Here is a 21,775-nt window from a genome sequence, read left to right on the forward strand (position 1 = left end):
TATTGACCAGAATTTTTATTTAATAATGCTGACCTTTTAGAATTCATTAATAATAAACTTATACCATTTATTTAGATTAAACTAAATTCTATCCATTAATAAAATTTTTGACTGTTTCGATAAAAGTAAGAATATTGTCTGTTGAAACACCAGGAGGCATTCCTCCACCACACGATAAAATTATTCTCGAACGATCTTTTAAAGAATTTATTAAATCCTCGGTAGCTTTTTTAATATCTTCCTGAGTACCATTTGCAAGTACATCTCTTGGGGGAATATTTCCAACAAGTGTAATTTTATTTTGAGTAAGTTCTTTTAATTCGTTTAATGTAACATCGAAACCCATATTAAAAAGATTGATTCCCATCTCGGGCAAAAAAGGAGCAGAGACTTTACATGGTGCATCATTATGTAAAAATTTTACAGAAACATTTAGACTAAATAATTCTTTAAAATAAGGAAGACCAAATTCTTTGAATTCATTTTCTCCCATAAATCCAATAATATCGTCGAGCAAAAAAATTCCATCAATAGTTGGAAAAGTTTTCATTTGAAGTTGAAGCCAATCTTTAAGATAATCTGTGATTTTTCTTAAAAGCAGGTGAGCTTTATCCGGTTGCATCATTATTGTTGTAAGGAATTCAGTAGTGCCCATTAAATAGCTGGCGATATTTAGTGGACCACGTGCTACAGCAAATCTAATTTTATGTCCAGCATCTTCGATTCTGGGCTGCATAATTTTTAATCGATTTAAAACTAATGGTAATAATCCATCAGTTTCGGGATTTGGTTGTTCAAGCGAATCAATATCATCTGTTGAACGAATTATTTTGTGAGCAAATGGAAATTCATCTGGAGGGAAAGTGCATTTTACACCAAATGCCGATGGTTCTGTACACATTCCAAATTCTGACCAGAAGCCAGGCAGAAAAATTACATCCGGGAAATTATTAATTGCTTTTAAGTTTGCTTTAAACCAGAGTTCTTCACTCGAAAAGTATTCAATAATTTTAATGCCATACCAATTTGGTAGCCATGGACTATCAATTATAAATGCCATTGGTAAAGGATCAAAGATTTCGCCATTGATAATTCTTTTTAATTTTTCCCATTGTTGATCTGTCATTTTATTTCTCCATAAATTTTTATTATTAGTGATCAGTCAATATGTTTTTTAGATTTATTCCTTGATATTATCTTTCTATAAGTGCAATCACTAATTCCACATTTATCACATAAATAATTTTTCCACTTTGCTTTTTTTCCAATTCCAATTATTCCACTTATTGATTTAACAGGAATCATTAGTGAAGATTCAGTTAATTTTACTCCACAAAAATTCCGGGGAAGAAGTGAAAATAACTTTTGCTGCTCAGAAACATCCCAATTACAATATCCGGGACTATAGCGATTGGTTACATTTAATCCAAAGTTTTTCATTTTACTTTTAATATAATCATGCAGAACATCTGCAATCTTTTCTGTTGCTTCTGAAGCAGTTATATCTACCAGATAACTTAATAGAGTTTCTCCTTTTTCATTTAGTTCTTTAATCCATTTATCTATTTCAAATCCTGCTGTTAAAATAAAAACAGCTACACTTTCTATTTTACCTAATTGTGTTGTAACAATTTTACCAGTTTTAAAAAAAGTTCTGGAAATAAAGAAGCCCTCTTTATTATCTAATAATTTATAATCATCAATTATTTTATAGCCTGCTCTAATGTTTAATTTTTTTTTAATGTCACTTAGAACATTATCGAGCATTAAATCAAAATGCTCTGGTAATGAATTATATCCAAGTATCTCAATAATTCGATTTTTCTCTATATGAATTAATTCTGGACTTATATTCAATTCATAAGTATTATAATCGATTTCATTTTCTTTAATCATTTAATATTCCTGACTACATTAGCAATAGCTGAAATATGAGCAGGAGTTGTTCCACAACATCCACCAATAATATTAGCACCGCTTTCAATTAATAGTTGAACTTTAGAAGCCATGAAATCAGGAGTTTCGGGAAAAACAGTAATACCATCTTTAAAAATTGGTTTACCAGCATTAGCATGAACCAAAATCGGGATTGAATTATCTACAGTTCTTATTTCCTGAACAATCTCAATCATCTGATCGAAACCATTACCACAATTAGTTCCAATAATATCTACTCCAGCTTCTTTAAGTGCTATTGTCATTTCAGTTGGAGAGACACCCATCATTGTTCTATATTCACCAGTCAATGTTTTTTCAAATGTAAATGTACAGATTACTGTCAGGTTTGTATTTTCTTTTGCGGCTTTTACTGCTAATTTAGCTTCGTCGATATCAGACATAGTTTCGATTAATATTGCATCAGCACCTCCAGCTTTAAGAGCAGTAGCTTGAATCTTAAATCCCTCATAAATTTCATCTTCCGAAATTTCTCCCATCATTAATAAAATACCAGTTGGACCAATAGAACCAAGCACATAATGATTATCACCTGCTGCTTCTCTTGAAATTGATGCTGCAGCAAAATTAAGTTCAGCAGTTTTTGATTCCAGACCATAATGTTTTAACTTGATTGGATTAGCACCAAAACTATTTGTTAAAATCATATCTGCACCAGCATCTACATAACTCTTTGCTATTTCAAATACAACATCACGATGTGTTATATTCCATAACTCTGGACATTCACCTGGTTGCAATCCTTTACTCTGGAGAAAAGTTCCCCATGCCCCATCAGATATAAGTATTTTATTTTCTTTTAATAATTCAATTAGTGTTTTCATTAAATTCTCCAACAAATATGATATTTTTTCATCATCTAAATCACAATTCTATTAATTCTACAAAAATTAATTACATCTCAAACTTTCCAAAAAGTCGACTGCACTTTGTGGATTAGGTCCGTATGCATCTGCTCCCATTTTTTCTGCTGCTGCTTCTGTTAATGGTGCACCACCCACAATTATTTTAATATCAGGGAAATGTTGTTTAATTTCTTTAACTGTAAGTGCCATATTTTGCATTGTAGTTGTAAGTAATGCACTAAGACCAACAACAGAATCTGGATTTTGTTTTATCACATCAAGAAATTTTACTGGTTTAACATCAACGCCGAGATCAATCACATCATAACCATTCCCTTCAACAACCATGCTTACAAGATTCTTACCAATATCATGTAAGTCACCAGCAACTGTTCCAATAATGAATTTCCCTTTTTTCTCTACTATGCCTTTTTGAAAATATGGTTTTAGATGATTCATAACTGCCTGCATTGCTTTTGCAGCCATAAGTAATTCAGGTACAAAAACTTCGTTACGACTAAACTTATCTCCTATTCTTTTCATTCCTACATTGCATGCATCGAGAATTTCAAATGGTTGAAGACCTGCTTCTAAGGCTTTCAATGTTAATTCGTCTGCACCTTCCTGTCCTTTCATATCAGGTGGATAAGGAGATGATAAATTAACTTTCCCCCTTTCAGTGCAAAGTGTTATACGATTAATTAACTCTTCCATTTTTTACCTCAATTCACAAATTAATATCATTATTTTGTTTTAAGAAATACATCAATAAAATAAATAGTCAGCATCTTTAAAATTATCTCCACTATTCAAGCTTAGTTTATACTTTCCAGAAATTTGAGATAAACAATTAAATATTTTTACTCACTGAATGATACTAAAATGTTATTTCCTGATTTTTTGTTGTTATCAATGTTATTTAATATTACTTATAAATTTCATCATTGCCTTTATATTCAAACCAATCATAAATAACTCTGGAATTACTTGGTTTCCCAAGTGAAGTTGCATATAAACCAAATACTGAACCAACAAATCCACCTGCCACCTTTGTACTTAAAAATGTTCCATCAACATTATCTTCGAGTAGATTTAATTTATCTTTGTCAAATCCATAATAAAAAGAATAATCTTTCCCTTTTGCATCAATTTTTAGAATAATATCATTATTCATATATCTTTTGTCCAGTACATTTTCTTTTATCAAATCCATATTTTTGTTGTTTGTAGATTTATAAAGTTGAATAACTTCTCTGTTATCTTTAATTGATTTACATAAATAATAAAAATGATTTTCATTTTGAAAAATTATTAAACCTGCTTTTTCATTTTCTGATTTTGCATTAAAACTCATTTTTACAATTGCAGAACAATTTTGATGTTGCTGACGATGTGCTATAAAACTTGGATTTGATTTACCAGAACAAGTTTCAGTTCTTAGATTAATAATCAATTTACCATTCTCAATCTTATACCATTTTTCAAGTGGAGTTCTTAAGAAGATCCAGTCTTTTGCTAATTCCGAATTATTAAAATCATCATAAATAGTAAAGTTACCTCCATATTTTCGATGTGCAAATTCTTTAAATGGTTTTAAAGGATATGGATAAGTGTATTGAACCTCTTCAAAATCAGGATTAATTACAGGCCAGCCATCAATCCATTTTACTGGTGCTAAAAATGTTTCTCTTCCTGTGTTAAAAAAATTTTCTTCATATGGTTTATATGGTCGACAACCTAAAAATACAGCCCACCAATCTCCATTTTGTGTTTCAACAAAATCTGCGTGTCCAGTTGATGTAACAGGATAATCTCTTTTAGGATTAAGATGACGTTGAGTTAAAATTGGATTTTTATCATAAGAAATATAAGGACCATCAACTTTCAAACTTCTAAAAACAACTTCTGAATGCTGTTCAGCTGTTCCTCCTTCTGCACAGATTAAATAATAATAACCATCTTTTTTGAAAATATGTGGACCTTCAATCCATACAGGTTTTTTAGTTATATCTGTTCCACCGTTAACAAGTATTTTTTCTTCTCCTATAACTTTCAAATTCTCAATATCAAATTCATACATTCTAATTGTTCGATGACCATCATAAAGAGGTTTATTATCTGGAGCTACACTGTTATAAATTATATATGCTTTACCATCATCATCGAAAAATAACGAAGGATCAATTCCATTTATTTCTGGAATCCATACAGGATTTGACCAGGGTCCAGCAGGATTTTTTGCAGTAACTATAAAATTACCACCTGCATCGACAAGTGTACATGTTACATAAAATATTCCATTGTGATAACGAATAGCAGGTGCAAAAACTCCCCTTGATACGCCAAGCCCATTTAAGTTTGCCTGTTCAGGTCTATCAAGCACATGTCCAATTAATTTCCAGTTTACAAGATCTTTACTTTGAAAAACAGGAATACCAGGAAAATATGCAAATGTAGAATTAACCAGATAATAATCTTCACCAACTCTACAAATACTTGGATCTGGATAAAATCCTGCGAGAATTGGATTGAAAAATTTTTCTTGAGCTAATGTTCTATTTAATGATAATATCAACAATAAATACAAAATAATATTTCTCATTTAAGCTTCCCTTATATTTATTTAATCAAGAGATTTTTTTCACTGTAAAACCAGGATTAACTCATTTTTAAAATCCAGAACATCATTTTCTTATTTTGCTATTAAAACTTTCAGGTGGTCCGAGGTAACTTTGTTTTAAACCACCTGTATCAATAACAATTTTTTGTAAAACAATACCGGGATCTATCATCCAGATTTTTAATGTATGTTTTCCAGAGTTTTTAATTTTATGTACAGAAGTTTGTATGTTAATATTATCTGCTACCCATCTATTCCACACAGGATCACGATTCAAATCTGGTGGATTGGGATTTGATGTTAAATTAAATACTTTTGGCTCGTCGTTATCAAAAGAAACTGCATAGTGGATTCCATCAGAATTGTGAGTAAAATTCAGTGTTGGAGAAAAATATAAATTAACTTTTACTTCACCAGTGGTAAAAAGATAAACATTATATTCTAAGTGAGGGCTATCTTCACTTAATTGCTGTCTTGGCGAAGTACCAGGTTTAATTGAAATGCCAGATGAAGTTCTACCAAGATTTGGGATTACAATCCATTCAATATTATCTTTATTAATAGCATTCGAGAAATGTTTAGATTCTATTGATACATATCCATTACTTTCAATAAAACAATGTTCATTAGAAATTTCAGGAATAGATATATTATTAATTGATACATTAATGATTATCTTCTTTCCATTCCCTTCAACATAAATTTTTGAACTACTTTTTCCTGCAGGAGCTTTATTCCAGTCAATAGAAACCCAAATTCTTTTTTCTGTTTCAATTCTTCCTTTTAGCTCATTTACTTTAATATAAGAATCTTTTGTACTAACAGAATAATCAAACGGCAATTTGCCTTTGTTAAAAATTTCGATGTAGTATTTTTGTTTATTGAAAACATCAAATTCAGGTAAAGTAGCTTCTTCGTTTCCTTTGGGATAGCAAATTTCAGATCCTTCTACAACTAAACCCATTTCAGCTTTATCAGGTACATCTATTATTTCTACAGAAGGCATGTAATTTTTATCAGGTTGTTGCCAGTAAGTATAACCGATATGAGTTTGAGACATCATGTGATTCCATTTTCCATTTCCGAGTTTATGATATTTTTCTGTTATTAATGAATCTTTCTCAAATAACTTTTTTGCATATTCTGCAAGTTTATTGGTTAAAACTCTTCCCTGTTTTGCATATAATCTGTTTTTTGCAACTACATAATAAAGTTCATTTAGATTTGCAGAAGCTTCAACAGGATGAAGAACAAGTTGATAATAAGCATCTTTATATTCAGCAGGGATTTTTTCATAAATATTTTTTGCTTTTAGTAATAAATCATTGTAATCATTTACAATTGTTTCAAACTCTCTATAATTTATAAGACTATAAGTTTCTGGAGAAAGTAATTCAGGTTTTCTTCTGGAATTAAATTTTGTATACTTATTTAAAATGTAACCAATATCATTTGAGAATTTTTCACCAAATTGTTTTGCAGCCCAGTTAACAGAATAAGTAGATAATTTTTCAAGCGGGATTGCTTCTGGATTCCATGCATAATCAAGGAAAAAGCTAATAGGAAATTCCATAGGTTTAATATCACCAACATTAACAACCCATATTTGTCTTGCACCATATTCGTATGCAAGATGCATTTGTTCCCAGACTCTTTCAATTTGGTTTGTATTTAACCACTTATAATTTCTTGGTCCACCCACATAATCGTAATGATAGTAAATGCCATATCCACCCTTACGAGGTTTTTCTTTTAGATCAGGCAACTTTCGAATATTGCCCCAGTTATCATCACATAAAAGCAATGTAACATCATCTGGAACTTTCATTCCCTTTTCATAATAATCCTGAACTTCTTTATATAGAGCCCATACTTGAGGAATTTCTTCTGGATTTTTACCTGTAACTTCTTTTAAAATTTTTCTCTGATCATTAACAATTCTTTCAAGTAAAGCAATATTAGATTCTTCACTCATTGGTTCATCGCCATCACCACGCATTCCAATTGTAACTATACTTTCATAAGATTTATTTCTTTTAATTCCTTCTCGCCAGAATTCTCTGAGCACGCTATCATTTTTTTCATAATTCCATGGACCTTTACCAAATTTAGACCATTCAACATGAGCACGCATCATTGGCTCGTGATGCGATGTACTTATTACAATTCCATATTCATCAGCTAATTTTGGATTGAGTGTGTCATCGACAAAAAATGATTTCCCCCACATTGCAGGCCAGAGGAAATTACCTTTAAGTCTAAGAATTAATTCAAAAACTTTTTCATAAAACTTTGAATTAAATCCGCCAAACTTTTCGTAAGCCCAATCAGTTAAAGCAGGAGCTTCATCATTAATAAAAATGCCACGATATTTGATTTTTGGTTCACCTAATGTATACTTACCCGCTTTAAAATAAATGTTTGATTTCTTTTTAATCGGTACATCTGCCCACCAGTACCATGGTGAAACACCAATTTGTTCTGCTAAATCATATAAGCCATAAATAGTACCACGCTTATCACTTCCAGCAATAATCAGGATTTTCTTGACATCAAATAAATTTCCATCAACTGTTTGAATAATAAATTTTTCCCATTTTCCTTTTAATTCTTTTTCATCTATAATTTTTGCATCAACAAGTTTATCAATAAATGGATTTTTACCTATTGTTCCAGCAATTATAATTTCGTCTGAGTCTGGAATTTTATCTTCAAAAATTTCTGGTTTTATACCTGTTACTTTATAAATATCTTCCTGTAAATGTTTTACTACTCTAATTACACCTGGAAAATCTTGCGAACTATAAATTATTGGAGCAGATTTTTTATTCGATGATATTGTAAAGGATGCTTCAGATTTTTTAGTGGTAATGTAATTATTTTGAGGAAGAAGTTTTATTGTGATTAAAAAAAGTATTAAAAAAGTTTTAGTAATAGATTTCATTTTTTAATCCTTCATTTACAAATATTTTTTTTAAGATCATCAGGAATATAAATTTGAAAATTTCCACTTACCTGCAATAATGCTAATAGATAAAGCATACCATCATAATATCTTCCCTGTCCTTCTGGTACAGGTAAATTCCAGAGTTCTTCTACAAATTCTTTTCTATTATCATTAGTTGAAGCAAGTGCAGCAACTGCGTTCATAGATATTAATCCAGTACTTCTATTATTCGACAATGGCTTTCCATCCAATGTATATAAATCAGGATATTCTTTAATACCTTTGGAATAGAAAAAATTCAGTAATCTATTTGATTGTTCTACTGCCCATTTATCTTTAGCAAACCATAAATAATCAGTAGCAATATTCATTGCAACACGCCATGCATCGTATTGAAAATTATTATTACCACCACCCCATGGATTAAATGGTGTACCATCGAACTTTGAATAGTCTGGTGCTAATCCAGTTTCGGGATGAACTGCTTTTTTTAAAAAATCTCTACTAACTTTAGCAACGTCGCACCAGAAATCTCTGTTTTTATTGTCGTAGATTGCCCATAGTTCATAAAAATGAGGAACATGATAAGAGGGATCTGTAAAATCATCAGCTTCGCCTGCAGGAACAAAAACAACTTGTTTTACTTTTTTATTAAACATGTTTGTAACAACTTTTCTACTATCTGAAGAATCAATTTTAGTGAGCATAGCATTTAATATTTTCAAAGCTTCAGATTTATAATTGAAAATTCCTTCTCCATCACCCCATCTTGCAGAAGCCAAAAGCAAAGCTGTTACAAACCATTCTTCGCCATCCGAAGCAGAATTTGAATCAATTATTTCTCCATTTGTTTTACAGTGCCATGCAAAATAATCTTTTCGTTGTCCAGATTTATGTTGCATAAATGTTTTTGCCCATTTCCATAATCTATCAAACTCTTCTTTTTTATTCAGCTGCACAGCTATCATCATTCCGTATGACATTCCTTCTGTTCTAACATCATTATGAAGAATATCTTCTATATATGCCATATCATTTTCAACAGGATAATACACACGTTGATTTTTATCATCACCATAGAATAATTGTTGAAATGCATTATCAATTTTTGCTTTTACTTCTAATTCACTTTTATGCAATAAATCAACAAACAGGTTCGGATATTTATTTGTAAAAAATGCTCCTTTAGAATTTTCTTGTGCAAATAGTGTGTGAAGTTTTGATGAGTAAAGAAAAAAAGTCAATAAAAGAATTGATAAATAAATTTTGAGTTTCATAAAATACCCCGAATTCTAATTCATAAAAAAATGGGGAACTTGAAATGGAGGCACCATTTTTATTTAAACCAAGTTCCCCATATCCGGACTAAGAAAATTATCTTATTAGAATTAGCTTTTTTATACTCATAAAATTATTTGCTTTAATTTAATAACCGAATTAAAATTAAATCTAACTTGTTCTTCTTGCAGCAAGTTCTGCTTCAATTTTTTCCATCATTTTATTATTAAGAGGATACATCATCATTAACAAACCACCTATCAAACCAGTAATAGCTGGATAGAAACTCATTAACAATTTAATCCCAGTGATTGTCTCTAATGTTTGTTCCTGATTTGCGACAAATCCATAATAAGCTAAAAGCCAGCCAACTATTGCACCACCAAGTGTTAGACCAAGTTTAAGAGAAAATAAAGATGCAGCCATCACCAATCCTGTTGCACGTCTACCATTTTTCCATTCAGAGTAATCAGCTGTATCGGTATACATAGCCCATTGTAGAACTGAAACTGGACCCAGAGCAAACGAGATGATAAGATTTAATAAGTAGATTATTAGAACATCCTGTGGTTTTAGAATATAAAATAAAGCACAAAATACCGAGCTGATTATTAAAGCACCTGCATAAGTATTTTTCTTATCAAATCTCTTGGCAAACCATTTAGTTAGAATTGCACCTAAGATTGTGATTATAGTTCCTGAAAGCATAAATGAAGAAGCTAAAACATCAAAAGAAAGTTCTCCTTTCCAGAAGAAAATATTTAAATGTTGGTTTTTCACATAATATTTGAAATAATACATTATCGAAGAATTACGAATTACAACATATAATAACTGGAATACAGTTGCACCAGCAATTAATAACCAGGGCTTATTATGAATTAAATCTTTCAAGTCCTGCTTAAAATTACTTTTTTGTTCTTTAGGAGGATAAACTCTTTCTTTGGTTGTTAAGAAAGTAATTAAAAATAATATAACAGCAAGAACAGAAAGACAACCCATAGCCCATTGCCATCCAAGTGCATCATTTCCCTTTCCAAAATATTTTACTAATGACATTGTTGAAGCCTGAACAATTAAGCCTCCAACAAAAGCAGCAACAAATCTAAAAGAAGATAATTCTGTTCTTTCAAGAGAATTAGGAGTAATAACACCCATAAGTGCTGAATAAGGAACATTAACTGCTGTATATGCCATCATTAAAAAGTTATAAGTTACATAAGCATAAATTAATTTCCCGGTTATATCAAAGTTAGGAGTTGTAAAAGTTAGAACACCCATAATTCCAAATGGAATAGATGCCCATATTAAGTAAGGTCTAAATTTACCCCATCTTGTATTTGTACGATCTGCAATAGTCCCCATAATCGGATCATTAACAGTATCCCATATTCTCGTAATTAAAAACATTGTTCCAACAGCTGCTGCAGGAAGTCCAAATACATCAGTGTAAAAGTACATTAAGAAAAGCATGAATGTCTGGAAATACAAATTTGAAGCAGTATCTCCAAGACTGTAACCTATTTTTTCTTTTAAGGAAAGTTTTTCTTGAGTTGTTTGCACTTTTAACCTCAGAATTTATTTAAGAGATTTTTAATTTATTGAAGAATTTGATTCTTTCTTTTAATCAGTCTATTACCGTTATAAATTTTCAATCTTATTAAATTTTATTTTTCTAAATAAGATTTAATGTAGTAAAAAATATTTTTTATTTTATCAGTTCAATATTTATTAAACCGATTAAATATAAGAAACATTTTTTCTAATTGTCAACATGAAAAATTGAAAAGCGTTGATATTTAAAGATTGGGAAATGATCTGGTGAGTAAAATAATTTTACTCACCTTAAAAGCAGAAGTCTGGATTATGATTTTAGTTTTTGTTTAAAACTTTAGTTGATTCTCTAATTATTAATTCTGTTTCGAGAACAACCTTTTCAACCGGAAGGAGTGTATTTGATTCAATATTCCGAATTAATATTTCAGCTGCTTTTCTACCTATTTCTCTCTGTGGTGCTCTAATAGTTGTTAAAGGGACAGGATAAATTTTAGCATAAAAGATGTCATCATTTCCAATAATTGAAATATCGTCCGGTACTTTTATATTTAATTCTTTCAATGCGAGTATTACTGAAAGTGCCTGTAAATCATTAAAACATACAATTGCTGTTGGATAATCTTCTCTACTTTTATTGCTAAAATATTCAATTGTTCGTTTAAAACTTTCTTCGTAATCACTTCCTACTGGAACTATCATATCTGGATGGAAAACAAGTGTACTTTCACTAAAAGCATGTCTGAATCCTTCAATTCTTTCTTGAGTATGGGATGACTGAGGAGGACCAGCAAAGTGAACAATTTTTGTATGTCCACTATCTATAAGATACTTAACTGCATTTTTAATTGCTTTCAAATTATCGATTGCAACTACATTTGCTTGAATACCTTTTACATCTTCAAGTAAAACAAATGGGAAATTAAGCATCTTTAGATTAAACAAATGTTCAATTTCTGCTGTGCCTTCTACAATTGGAGCAATAATTGCTCCTTTAATATCTTTAGTTGAAAATAAATGAGAGAATTTCTTTTCGCTTTCGTGATCGTTTTCTGAACTTGTTATAATAACAGAATATCCTTTACTATTAGCATATTCCTTAACACCTGATGCTATTGCAGTATAAAAAGGATAATTTAAATCTTTGATTATAATTCCAATACTTTTATCCTGTACTCCATTCTTTAAATTCCTTGCAACACCTTTCGGTCTAAAATTCATTTCTTTCATTACTTTTAAAATATGATCACGTGTCTCTGGCTTTACTGTGTTCTTACCATTGATAACGGCAGATACTGTCCCTTTCGATACACCAGCTTTTTTGGCAACATCAACTATAGTAATTCTTTTCATTTAAAATTCCTATTTCACAATTGTACAATTAAAACGGTTTAATGCTATTTCAATTTACAAAAATATCTTATTATTATTCTAAAATCAAACATCCTAATAAATATTTTTTTGAGACAAAAAATTCTTTAAAAATTATACTCATTATAGTTTATCAATTCATAAAAATTTTGGAAGATTAAAATTATTATCAAAAACATTTTATACTCAAATATTGATATAGATTAAAATGTTTATAACTTTCTTATAACATGATAATATCTTTATTAACCTATAAAAAAGAATTACATTATTGAATTATGTATCAATACTTAAGAGAAGCAATATAAGGACCTTCTTTTATTTTTGTTTTTTTATAAATCTATTTTGAAATAATCTTTATAAAAAAGTGGCAATAACACAAAAACAGATTATTAATTTAATAGAAACAAAAAAATTAAATTATCAATTTGATATAATCATATAAAAAAAATATATCAATTTTATATATAAATCATTCCATCAGGCATACATCCCTTATGCTAATGAAGAAAATCAATTAGGTATATAAATTGAAATAAAATTAGTCTATTGTTATTATATAAAAAAAATATATAACATTCTGCAAAGGTTTGCGGGAATGTTTGTGGAATTCAAAAAAATATCAATTAAAATGGAGGCACCCATGAACTTATTTAAGTACTTACAATTTTTTATTCTTATTTTAATATCCACACAATTACTTGCTCAAAACTCAGTTAGAGAATCATTTACTTATCCAGTTGGGACTTACCTTGACAACCAAGGTAAAGCTGAAGATGGATGGGGCGGTCCATGGGTTCTTTTTGATTCTTCATGGGCTTTAAACTATAATGTTTTTCTTGTAACTGATACAGGTTTTACTTATAACGACAAAATTAATTTCCCTATTTATAATACTGGACATCATATAAAAGGTGCAAATTCAACAGCATGGGGTTATCAAAGATATGGGAGATATCTTGCACAAAGATGGCCACAAAAAGCAGGTGTAGTATACTGGATAAGTTGTGCTTACCAACTTGAAAGATTTACTGATAATGGTTGGGCATTAGTAAGTGTTTATGATAGTACAAAAGAATTAGCTGGTATTGGTCATGAATGGGGAAATGACTGGATAGGTATTGCAACTTATAACGATGAAGGTCATTCACCCTATATGACAAAGGATGGACCACAATGGCTTGTTGCTCGTATGCAAATGTCAGGAGACTCCACAGCAAGAGTTCATTTATGGGTTAGTCCAGATCCGAATGGTGGAGAACCAGATACTAATATTGCAGATGCAAGAGGTAACTGGAAACTGCCAAATGGTTTCAACAGAATTGTTGTTCACTTTGGAGGCGAAGGTGTAGGAATGACAATGGCTGTTGATGAAATTCGACTTGGAACATCATGGCAGGATGTCTCTTCTCCGATTACAAATATTGAAGAAAATCCATTTTTAAAACACACGTTTTCTCTGATGCAAAATTATCCCAATCCCTTTAACCCGAGCACAAAAATTTCATATTCGATTGATAAAAAATCTCACGTAAAATTAACTATTTATGATTTGCTTGGTAATAAAATTGCAGTCCTTGTAGATGCTGAAAAAAGTCCTGGTTTATATGTTGTATCTTTTAATGGCTCGGGCTTACCAAGTGGAACATATTTTTATAGACTGGAAACAGAAAATCAATCAATTACACGAAAGATGATTTTACTGAAATAAATAAGCACAATTTTTATACATCACAGACTAATAGTCTGTGCTACATTGATAAATTCGCCGGAGCTAAATTCCTTTTATAACTCCGGCGATTTTTTATATATCAGAATATTCAAAATATCATTCATATAAATTAAAGTTCACTTTAATATATAATTACCAATTTGAAATTCTCAAAAGAACTATTATAACATTTCTTATCAATAACTTTATACAAATAACAAATATCACTCTTAAAAAAATTATCCTTCAATGATGAATTAAAATCTAATTGAAATAAAACCCTAATATTCAGCAATTATTATTGTATCAACAGGATCAATTTTTTCTTCTGGAATTTTTATTGCAATACCAAAAGAATCCTGTTTATAATTTAGTTTTGTTCCATCAAACAAATAAATATTTTTTATCTTCTTCCCAAAATCTGGTAGTAACAAGTTTTGATTTTCATAGTTCAGAATATGAATATAAACTTTAGAATCTTTCTGTGTTGTAACACCCCATGATTTTTGTGGTACAGGACCACCACGTGTTCCATAAATTGATTCTCCATATCTATTCAACCAATCACCAATTTCTTTTAATCGAGAGACAAATTCTGGTTGAATTTTTCCATTAGGCATTGGTCCAACGTTTAATAAAAAGTTTGCATTATTTCCTGCAGCTTTTACTAAATATTGTATTAGTTCTTTTACAGATTTAAAATTTTTATCAAGTAAATTAAAGCCCCATGAATTATTAATTGTTTCACAGGTCTCCAGTGGAAGTCTACCAATCTCAGCTTCACCACTAAAGCCAGAAGTATTTCTACCAGGCAAATCTTTTTCGAACATTTGAAAATCTTCTCCTTCAATTGGTGCAAGATGATGATTATTACCGATTAAACAAGCTGGTTGTAATTTATGAATTAATTCATATATCTCTTTTAATTTCCAGTCCGCATTCTTTTTATCCCATAGTCCATCAAACCAGATTCCTGCAACACTTCCATAATTAGTTAATAATTCTGTAAGCTGAGCTTTCATAAAATTTATATAATTATTCCAGTTGCCAGTATCCGGTCTACCACTATATTGTCCTGTCATTCCACGTGGGAAATAATCATCGTGATACCAATCAACCAGAGAATAATAAAAGAATAATTTGATCCCTTGTTTTTCACATTCTTCTGCAAGTAATTTTATTATATCTTTTTTATATGGAGTTTTATCCACAATATTCCAGTCAGATTGTTTTGTATAAAACATCGAAAATCCATCGTGATGTCTTGTAGTAATAGTAATATATTTCATTCCAGCATTCTTTGCTATTGAAACCCACTCTTGTGGATTAAATTCAACTGGATTAAAAAAACCAGCAAGACGTTCATAAGTTTTTTTATCAATTTTTTTCTGCTGCATAACCCATTCTCCATCTCCAAGTACACTATAAACTCCCCAATGAATAAACATCCCAAATTTCGCATTCTGAAACCATTCTCGATTAGCTAAATTTTCTTCTGAAGGTCTATAATTTTGAGAATAAATAATTGAAACAACAAAAAACAATAAAAACTTTAAAACTATTTTCATTTTATAACCCACCATTTTTAATTGGTTATATGAAAATAAAAAAATAGTTAACCTAATTCATCTATTAAAAATAAAAAGGGATGGAATATTCAAAGAAGAAATGTTCATGAAAATTATTAAAGTGAACTTATAATTTTACTCAATTCCTAATGAATGAATAATTCCTAATTCAAGTCCACGAAGTTCAGCAAGTGCTCTCATTCTACCAAATAAAGAATAACCTGGATAAATTCCTTTTTTATTCATATCTGGTATCATCAATCTACCATGGTCTGGACGCATGGGCATTCGAACATCTTTTCTTCCCTGTTGAATTCTTCTCTTTTGTTCAATTAAAAGTAATTTAATAACATTATAAAGATCAATGTCACCATTAAGATGATCTGCTTCCATAAAGTTGCCTTGAGAATCTCTAATAACATTACGCAGGTGAAGAAAATTAATTCTATCAGAAAAAGCATTTGCAATTTCAACAACATTATTTTCATATCCAGCACCGAGCGATCCTGTACACAAAGTCAAACCATTATTATAAGAATTAACTGAACTCAAAATAATTTCAATATCTTCCTTTGTGCTAACAATTCTTGGTAAACCGAGTAATGAACGTGGTGGATCATCGGGATGAATTACCATAAAAACATTCGACTCTTCTGCAACAGGAATAACTTCATTTAAAAAATAGATCAGGTTATTTCTTAAATCATTTTTATTAATATCTTTATAATCTTCAAGTGATTTTTTGAATTCTTCCAGAGTATAAGTTTCCCATGAGCCAGGAAGTCCAAATAATATTGTATTAACTAATTTTTCTTTTTGAAAATCACTCAAGCTATTAAAATATTGTTTTGCTTCTTCAATTTGTTTTTCAGTATAATCTTTTTCTGCATCTTTTCTTTTTAAAATAAATAAGTCGAATGCTGCAAATGCTTTTGTTTCAAATTTTGTTGTGATTGAACCATCATCAAAAACTGTTTCTAAATCTGTTCTCGACCAATCAAGTACTGGCATAAAATTATAACAAACTATATCAATGCCACATTTACTTAAGTTTCTAATTGTCTCTTTATAATTTTCTATATATAACTTATAGTTACCTTTTCTCTTTTTTATATCTTCGTGAACTGGAACACTTTCTACAACTGACCATTTTAATTTTTCTTCTTCTATCATTTTCTTTCTTTTAATAATTTCATCTACAGACCATACTTCTCCTATCGGAATATGATGTAATGCAGTAACAATTCCCTTAGCTCCAGTTTGTTTTATTTCTTTTAAAGAAAATGGATCGTTTGGTCCAAACCATCGCCATGTTTCTTCGAATGCCATAATTATATTCCTTTAAGTTTTTTATGTAATAACAGATTTACAAATTTATAAATTCATTTTTTCTATTTCATTAAATCAAAAATTTTTATATAAATCATTCTACATGAATACATATTTTTAAAATGATGTTTGACACTCGCATTAAATTCAATAAATTAACAGTAAACTTTCTTTCCAATTTCTTGACATTTACTGCATGGGGAAGTATTTTTTCAAGCCTAAAAAATAAAAGCAAAATTGAAAGTATTAACAGACAAAGAAAAGAAAGCCATTGAAGAGGTTAAAGCCAAAGGAAATATTCCGAATCATATTGCAATTATAATGGATGGAAATGGTAGATGGGCTAAAAAAAGAAATTTACCTCGAGTTGCCGGTCACAAACGTGGAGTTGAGACGGTTCGCTTAATTGTAGAATCTTGTGTTGCACTTGGAGTGAAAGTTTTAACTCTATATACATTTTCAACCGAAAACTGGAAACGTCCAAAAGAAGAAGTTTCTACTTTAATGAAACTTATTGTGAGAAGTCTAAAAAAAGAAACTGATGAACTCAATAAAAATAATATTAAGTTAACAACAATTGGCGACAAAAATTCACTACCTGAAATAGTTCAAAAAGAACTCGATAGTGCAATTGCAAAAACTGCTAATAATTCTAAGATGATTTTAAACTTAGCTCTAAGTTATGGTGGAAGATGGGAACTTGTTGAAGCAGTCAAAAATATAAGTGCACAGGTTCTAACTGGTAAAATTTCTATTGATGCAATTAATGAAGAATTAATTTCAAATAATCTCACTACAGCTGGTTTACCTAATCCAGATTTATTGATAAGAAGTGGAGGTGAATTTAGAATTAGTAATTTTCTTTTATGGCAAATTGCATATTCAGAAATTTATGTAACAGATACTCTATGGCCAGATTTTAGATGTAAACAATTACTCGATGCAATTAAAGATTATCAGAAAAGAGAACGAAGATTTGGTTTAGTAAGCGAACAACTATCAAAAAACTTTAAGAAAAATTAAAATGCAAAAACCTTCTTTAAAAATTACTTTTATTTACTTTTTACTTATTTACTTTATAGCTTTATCAACTTCTACTTTTCCACAATTTCAAAAATCTACTTATAAAATTCTTGGAATTAATGTTACTGGTAATAAAACTGCTGATGCTCAGACAATTATTGCAAACACAGGACTAAAAGTTGGTGACGAAATTTCAATACCAAGCGATCAAACAAACAATGCAATTCAAAGATTGTGGAAACTTGGAATTTTTGAAGATATTCAGTTAATAATCGAAAAAAAAATTGATGATGGAATTTTTCTTCAAATAAAAATTAAAGAATATCCCCGTCTCGAACAATTTGTTATTAAAGGAAATGACGAAGTAAGCACAGATAAAATCAATAAAGAAATTACTATTGTAAGGGGACAAACTCTCAAGCCACAAGAAGTAGCAAGAATAATCCAGAAAATTAAAGATTTATATACCGAAGAAGGTTATCTCAATGCGAAAATCACACCTAAATATTATACATTTCTTAAAGCCGATACATCTGAAGACGAAATAACAGTTACATGGAGAAACGAAAAAGATTTTTCTGATGAATATCAAACAACTTATGAATTAAAAAAAGCAATATCATTTAGTTCAATTGAGAGAATTAAAGAAAGAGTTCTTGTAATTCTCGATATTCAAGAAGGTGAAGAAGTAAAAATCAGAAAAATCGAATTTAATGGTAATATTGCTTACGATGATGACGATCTCAAAAGTGAATTTAATGATACAAAAGAAAAAAAATGGTGGAAGTTCTGGTCGTCTGCTAACTTTAAAAAAGATAAATTCGAAAAAGATAAAGAACTTCTACAAAAATTTTATTTGAAAAACGGTTATAGAGATTTTGTAATTCTACGTGATACTTTGATCTATTCAGAAGATAAAAAATTTGTCGATTTAATTATTGATGTTTACGAAGGAAATCAATATAAAGTAAGAAATATCGTATGGGAAGGAAACACTGTTTATTCCGATGAAGTTCTTTCTGAAAGACTAAACTTCAAAAAAGGAGATATATATAACTACGAAAGATTTAATCAAAATCTTCATTATAACGAAAAACAATCCGATGTTTCTTCACTTTATCAAGATAATGGATATCTGGCTTTTTCACTCGAAGCAAAAGAACAAAAAGTTTCAGATGACTCAATTGATATTATTATAAAAATAAACGAAGGAAATAGATTTAAAATTGGTAAAGTCGATATTCAGGGAAATACAAAAACCAAAGATAAAGTAATTAGAAGAGAATTATTTACTGTGCCTGGATATTATTTCAGTCGTGGATTGATAATAAGAAGTTTACAACAACTTGCCAATCTCCAATATTTTAACTCGGAAAGTCTTTATAAATCTGGCATTGATTATAGACCTGTAAATGATAGTACAGTTAATTTAATATATAAAGTAGAAGAAAAATCGAGTGATTATTTAAACGCTTCGGTTGGATACAGTGGAGCATTTGGATTTAGTGGTGCAATTGGTTTTACATTAACAAATTTTTCAATTACTGAACCATTTCAAATGGGTGGTGGACAAATTCTAAATTTCAACTGGCAATTTGGAGTAGGAAATTATTATAGAACATTTTCACTTGGTTTTACCGAACCATGGTTAATGGATACTCCCACATCTATTGGATTCGATTTATTCGATACTCGACAACGATATGTTTATGATATGAGAAAATCCGGTATTTCATTTAGACTTGGTCGAAGATTAACCTGGCCAGATGATTACTTTTATGTTCAGGGATCATTTAGATTTCAGTATAACGATATAATTGATGGTGGAGGATTTTACATAGAAGGACTTACAAGACAATACACAATTGGCACAGCTATTACAAGAACAGACATCGATAATCCAATATTCCCTTCTCGTGGTTCTAAATTTGCTTTTAATGCAGAATTTTCTGGTGGACCATTATTGCCAGGTAATGTAGATTATTATAAATTCGATTTAACAACTGACTGGTATAAGGCTTTATTCAATACGAATAGAATTGTACTCTATGCAAATACCAATCTTGGTTATATTCATAATCTTGGTGATTTCAAAAAAATTGATCCATTCGATTTCTACTACATGGGTGGAAATGGGATGATTATTGCTACAGTTCCTTTACGTGGTTATGAAGATAGAAGTTTAGGAATTGTTGATGCAGGTGGTAATGTTATTGGAAGTCGTGTTATGGTTAAATACACATTTGAATTAAGAGGAGCTTTAGCATTAGAACCAATTCCCATATATTTATTAGCATTTGCAGAAGCAGGTAATGTTTATTTTGATATTAAACAGGCAAATTTCTTTGATTTAAAAAGATCAGTTGGTGTTGGTGCAAGAGTTTTAATTAATCCAATTGGATTACTTGGATTTGATTATGGATACGGATTCGACCGTAAAAGTGTTGACGGAAAAGATCCACAATGGATATTCCATTTCCAGTTTGGAAAAGGTTTTTAACTTAAATTAATAAAGAGGTTAACGTGAAAAAAGTAATAATATTATCTGTTTTCTTGACTGCAACAGTCTTTGCTCAAACTCAACAAACAAATCCATTAAAAATAGGTTATGTTGATTCAGAAATTATTTTAGCACAATATCCAGAAGCTATTAAAGCTAAAAGTGACCTTGAAGCAATGGTATCAAAATGGAGAAAAGAAGCCGATAGTATGGCAGCAGATTTACAGAATGCTTATGCCGAATATCAAAAACAAGCTCAAACTATGACTCAGGAAAAACAACGTGAAGCACAACAAAAAATAATTGAGAAAGAACAAAAATTACAGCAATATAGAGAACAAAAATTCGCTCAACCAAATGGGGAATATTTTGTAAAACAGGAACAATTAATGACTCCAGTTAAACAAAAAATATTCAAAGCAATTGAAGATATAGCAAAAGAAGAAGGAATGAACTTTGTGCTCGACAAAGCTGGTGATGTTGTTGTACTTTATGCCGATCCATCTTTTGATATAACATTCAAAGTACTTGATCGTCTTAAAAGAGGAAAATAAAACGGAATTTAAAAATGAAAAAACTCATATTAATAGGCTTTCTTCTTACAACAGTTTCTTTTGCTCAATTAAAGATTGGTTATGTGGATAGCGATGCAATTATGAAACAGCTTCCTGAATATCAGGATGCACAAAAAAAATTAGATGCTATGATTAAAGAATGGCAGGAAGAATTAAGTAAATTAGAAAAAGACTGGAAAGCCAAGTATGATGATTATGAAAAAAGAAAATTAATCTTAAGTGAACAAAGACGTGTCGAAATTGAAAAGGAACTCGTTCAACTCGAAGATCAGATATCAAAATTCAGACAGGAAAAATTTGGTGTAAGAGGAGAATTATTTCAAAAACAGGAAGAATTAAATAAACCGATTCTCAATAGAATCTTTAATGCAATTCAGGAAGTTGCAAAAGAAAATAATTATGATTTTATTTTTGATAGAAGTGGTGATATTATGTTTCTCTATGCAAAAGAAGAATATGATGTCACAAATTTAGTTTTAGAAAAATTAAAGTGAGTTT

16 protein-coding genes are annotated in these 21,775 nt (G+C 30.0%); 5 read left to right on the forward strand and 11 right to left on the reverse strand.

Annotated features, from left to right (window positions below):
* Positions 1 to 88: 88 nt before the first annotated feature.
* From VJY38_RS02465 to VJY38_RS02505, 9 genes are all read right to left on the reverse strand, one after another.
* Positions 89 to 1,126 carry a uroporphyrinogen decarboxylase family protein gene (locus VJY38_RS02465; RefSeq protein WP_353679081.1) on the reverse strand — a complete coding sequence of 346 codons (1,038 nt, stop codon included), beginning with the start codon at positions 1,124 to 1,126 and terminating at the stop codon, positions 89 to 91.
* Positions 1,127 to 1,158: 32 nt separating this feature from the next.
* Entirely contained in the window at positions 1,159 to 1,896 is a 738-nt protein-coding gene (locus tag VJY38_RS02470) for a vitamin B12 dependent-methionine synthase activation domain-containing protein (protein WP_353679082.1), read from the reverse strand.
* Positions 1,893 to 2,780 (reverse strand): homocysteine S-methyltransferase family protein, encoded by an 888-nt coding sequence (locus VJY38_RS02475; protein ID WP_353679083.1) that lies wholly within the window; start codon positions 2,778 to 2,780, stop codon positions 1,893 to 1,895. The genes VJY38_RS02470 and VJY38_RS02475 overlap by 4 nt, the downstream gene beginning before the upstream one ends.
* Positions 2,781 to 2,846: 66 nt before the next feature.
* The gene (locus VJY38_RS02480) at positions 2,847 to 3,515 is read right to left on the reverse strand and encodes a cobalamin B12-binding domain-containing protein (RefSeq protein ID WP_353679084.1); all 669 of its coding nucleotides are present in this window, start codon (positions 3,513 to 3,515) and stop codon (positions 2,847 to 2,849) included.
* Positions 3,516 to 3,726: 211 nt separating this feature from the next.
* Positions 3,727 to 5,403: a glycoside hydrolase family 43 protein gene (locus VJY38_RS02485; protein WP_353679085.1), complete on the reverse strand. Its 1,677-nt coding sequence runs from the start codon at positions 5,401 to 5,403 to the stop codon at positions 3,727 to 3,729.
* Between the two features lie 82 nt (positions 5,404 to 5,485).
* Positions 5,486 to 8,365 carry a glycosyl hydrolase 115 family protein gene (locus VJY38_RS02490; protein ID WP_353679086.1) on the reverse strand — a complete coding sequence of 960 codons (2,880 nt, stop codon included), beginning with the start codon at positions 8,363 to 8,365 and terminating at the stop codon, positions 5,486 to 5,488.
* Between the two features lie 11 nt (positions 8,366 to 8,376).
* Positions 8,377 to 9,645, reverse strand: a complete 1,269-nt coding sequence (locus tag VJY38_RS02495) for a family 8 glycosyl hydrolase (RefSeq protein ID WP_353679087.1) — start codon at positions 9,643 to 9,645, stop codon at positions 8,377 to 8,379.
* 172 nt (positions 9,646 to 9,817) lie between these two features.
* Complete coding sequence (locus VJY38_RS02500) at positions 9,818 to 11,209, reverse strand: MFS transporter (protein ID WP_353679088.1); 1,392 nt, start codon at positions 11,207 to 11,209, stop codon at positions 9,818 to 9,820.
* Between the two features lie 309 nt (positions 11,210 to 11,518).
* A complete protein-coding gene (locus VJY38_RS02505) occupies positions 11,519 to 12,553 on the reverse strand; it encodes a LacI family DNA-binding transcriptional regulator (RefSeq protein WP_353679089.1) in 1,035 nt (344 codons plus the stop codon).
* A gap of 661 nt (positions 12,554 to 13,214) precedes the next feature.
* Here VJY38_RS02505 and VJY38_RS02510 point away from each other — a divergent pair.
* Positions 13,215 to 14,282 (forward strand): T9SS type A sorting domain-containing protein, encoded by a 1,068-nt coding sequence (locus VJY38_RS02510; RefSeq protein WP_353679090.1) that lies wholly within the window; start codon positions 13,215 to 13,217, stop codon positions 14,280 to 14,282.
* A gap of 281 nt (positions 14,283 to 14,563) precedes the next feature.
* Here VJY38_RS02510 and VJY38_RS02515 read toward each other — a convergent pair whose 3' ends face one another.
* Together VJY38_RS02515 and uxuA are read right to left on the reverse strand one after the other, a co-directional pair.
* Positions 14,564 to 15,850: an alpha-L-fucosidase gene (locus VJY38_RS02515; RefSeq protein ID WP_353679091.1), complete on the reverse strand. Its 1,287-nt coding sequence runs from the start codon at positions 15,848 to 15,850 to the stop codon at positions 14,564 to 14,566.
* A 135-nt stretch (positions 15,851 to 15,985) separates the two neighbouring features.
* Positions 15,986 to 17,179 (reverse strand): mannonate dehydratase, encoded by a 1,194-nt coding sequence (uxuA, locus tag VJY38_RS02520; protein WP_353679092.1) that lies wholly within the window; start codon positions 17,177 to 17,179, stop codon positions 15,986 to 15,988.
* A 237-nt stretch (positions 17,180 to 17,416) separates the two neighbouring features.
* Between uxuA and uppS the strand changes: the two genes are divergently transcribed.
* The 4 genes from uppS to VJY38_RS02540 are packed head-to-tail and all read left to right on the forward strand — an operon-like array spanning position 17,417 to position 21,771.
* On the forward strand, positions 17,417 to 18,202 hold the full coding sequence (uppS, locus tag VJY38_RS02525; protein ID WP_353679093.1) for an undecaprenyl pyrophosphate synthase: 786 nt from the start codon (positions 17,417 to 17,419) through the stop codon (positions 18,200 to 18,202).
* 1 nt (position 18,203) lies between these two features.
* Complete coding sequence (gene bamA / locus VJY38_RS02530) at positions 18,204 to 20,702, forward strand: outer membrane protein assembly factor BamA (protein ID WP_353679094.1); 2,499 nt, start codon at positions 18,204 to 18,206, stop codon at positions 20,700 to 20,702.
* A gap of 23 nt (positions 20,703 to 20,725) precedes the next feature.
* Positions 20,726 to 21,256, forward strand: coding sequence for an OmpH/Skp family outer membrane protein (locus VJY38_RS02535; protein ID WP_353679095.1), 531 nt, complete (start codon positions 20,726 to 20,728; stop codon positions 21,254 to 21,256).
* 14 nt (positions 21,257 to 21,270) lie between these two features.
* The gene (locus VJY38_RS02540) at positions 21,271 to 21,771 is read left to right on the forward strand and encodes an OmpH/Skp family outer membrane protein (RefSeq protein WP_353679096.1); all 501 of its coding nucleotides are present in this window, start codon (positions 21,271 to 21,273) and stop codon (positions 21,769 to 21,771) included.
* Positions 21,772 to 21,775 lie beyond the last annotated feature (4 nt).

Origin of the sequence: Rosettibacter firmus, from assembly GCF_036860695.1 — a bacterium.
Lineage (GTDB): Bacteria > Bacteroidota > Ignavibacteria > Ignavibacteriales > Melioribacteraceae > Rosettibacter > Rosettibacter firmus.

Bases quoted from the DNA above. Each gene is read 5' to 3' on its own strand.
- VJY38_RS02465 (WP_353679081.1), bottom strand. From the start codon at position 1,126: ATGACAGATCAACAATGGGAAAAATTAAAAAGAATTATCAATGGCGAA.
- VJY38_RS02470 (WP_353679082.1), bottom strand. From the start codon at position 1,896: ATGATTAAAGAAAATGAAATCGATTATAATACTTATGAATTGAATATA.
- VJY38_RS02475 (WP_353679083.1), bottom strand. From the start codon at position 2,780: ATGAAAACACTAATTGAATTATTAAAAGAAAATAAAATACTTATATCT.
- VJY38_RS02480 (WP_353679084.1), bottom strand. From the start codon at position 3,515: ATGGAAGAGTTAATTAATCGTATAACACTTTGCACTGAAAGGGGGAAA.
- VJY38_RS02485 (WP_353679085.1), bottom strand. From the start codon at position 5,403: ATGAGAAATATTATTTTGTATTTATTGTTGATATTATCATTAAATAGA.
- VJY38_RS02490 (WP_353679086.1), bottom strand. From the start codon at position 8,365: ATGAAATCTATTACTAAAACTTTTTTAATACTTTTTTTAATCACAATA.
- VJY38_RS02495 (WP_353679087.1), bottom strand. From the start codon at position 9,645: ATGAAACTCAAAATTTATTTATCAATTCTTTTATTGACTTTTTTTCTT.
- VJY38_RS02505 (WP_353679089.1), bottom strand. From the start codon at position 12,553: ATGAAAAGAATTACTATAGTTGATGTTGCCAAAAAAGCTGGTGTATCG.
- VJY38_RS02510 (WP_353679090.1), top strand. From the start codon at position 13,215: ATGAACTTATTTAAGTACTTACAATTTTTTATTCTTATTTTAATATCC.
- VJY38_RS02515 (WP_353679091.1), bottom strand. From the start codon at position 15,850: ATGAAAATAGTTTTAAAGTTTTTATTGTTTTTTGTTGTTTCAATTATT.
- uxuA (WP_353679092.1), bottom strand. From the start codon at position 17,179: ATGGCATTCGAAGAAACATGGCGATGGTTTGGACCAAACGATCCATTT.
- bamA (WP_353679094.1), top strand. From the start codon at position 18,204: ATGCAAAAACCTTCTTTAAAAATTACTTTTATTTACTTTTTACTTATT.
- VJY38_RS02540 (WP_353679096.1), top strand. From the start codon at position 21,271: ATGAAAAAACTCATATTAATAGGCTTTCTTCTTACAACAGTTTCTTTT.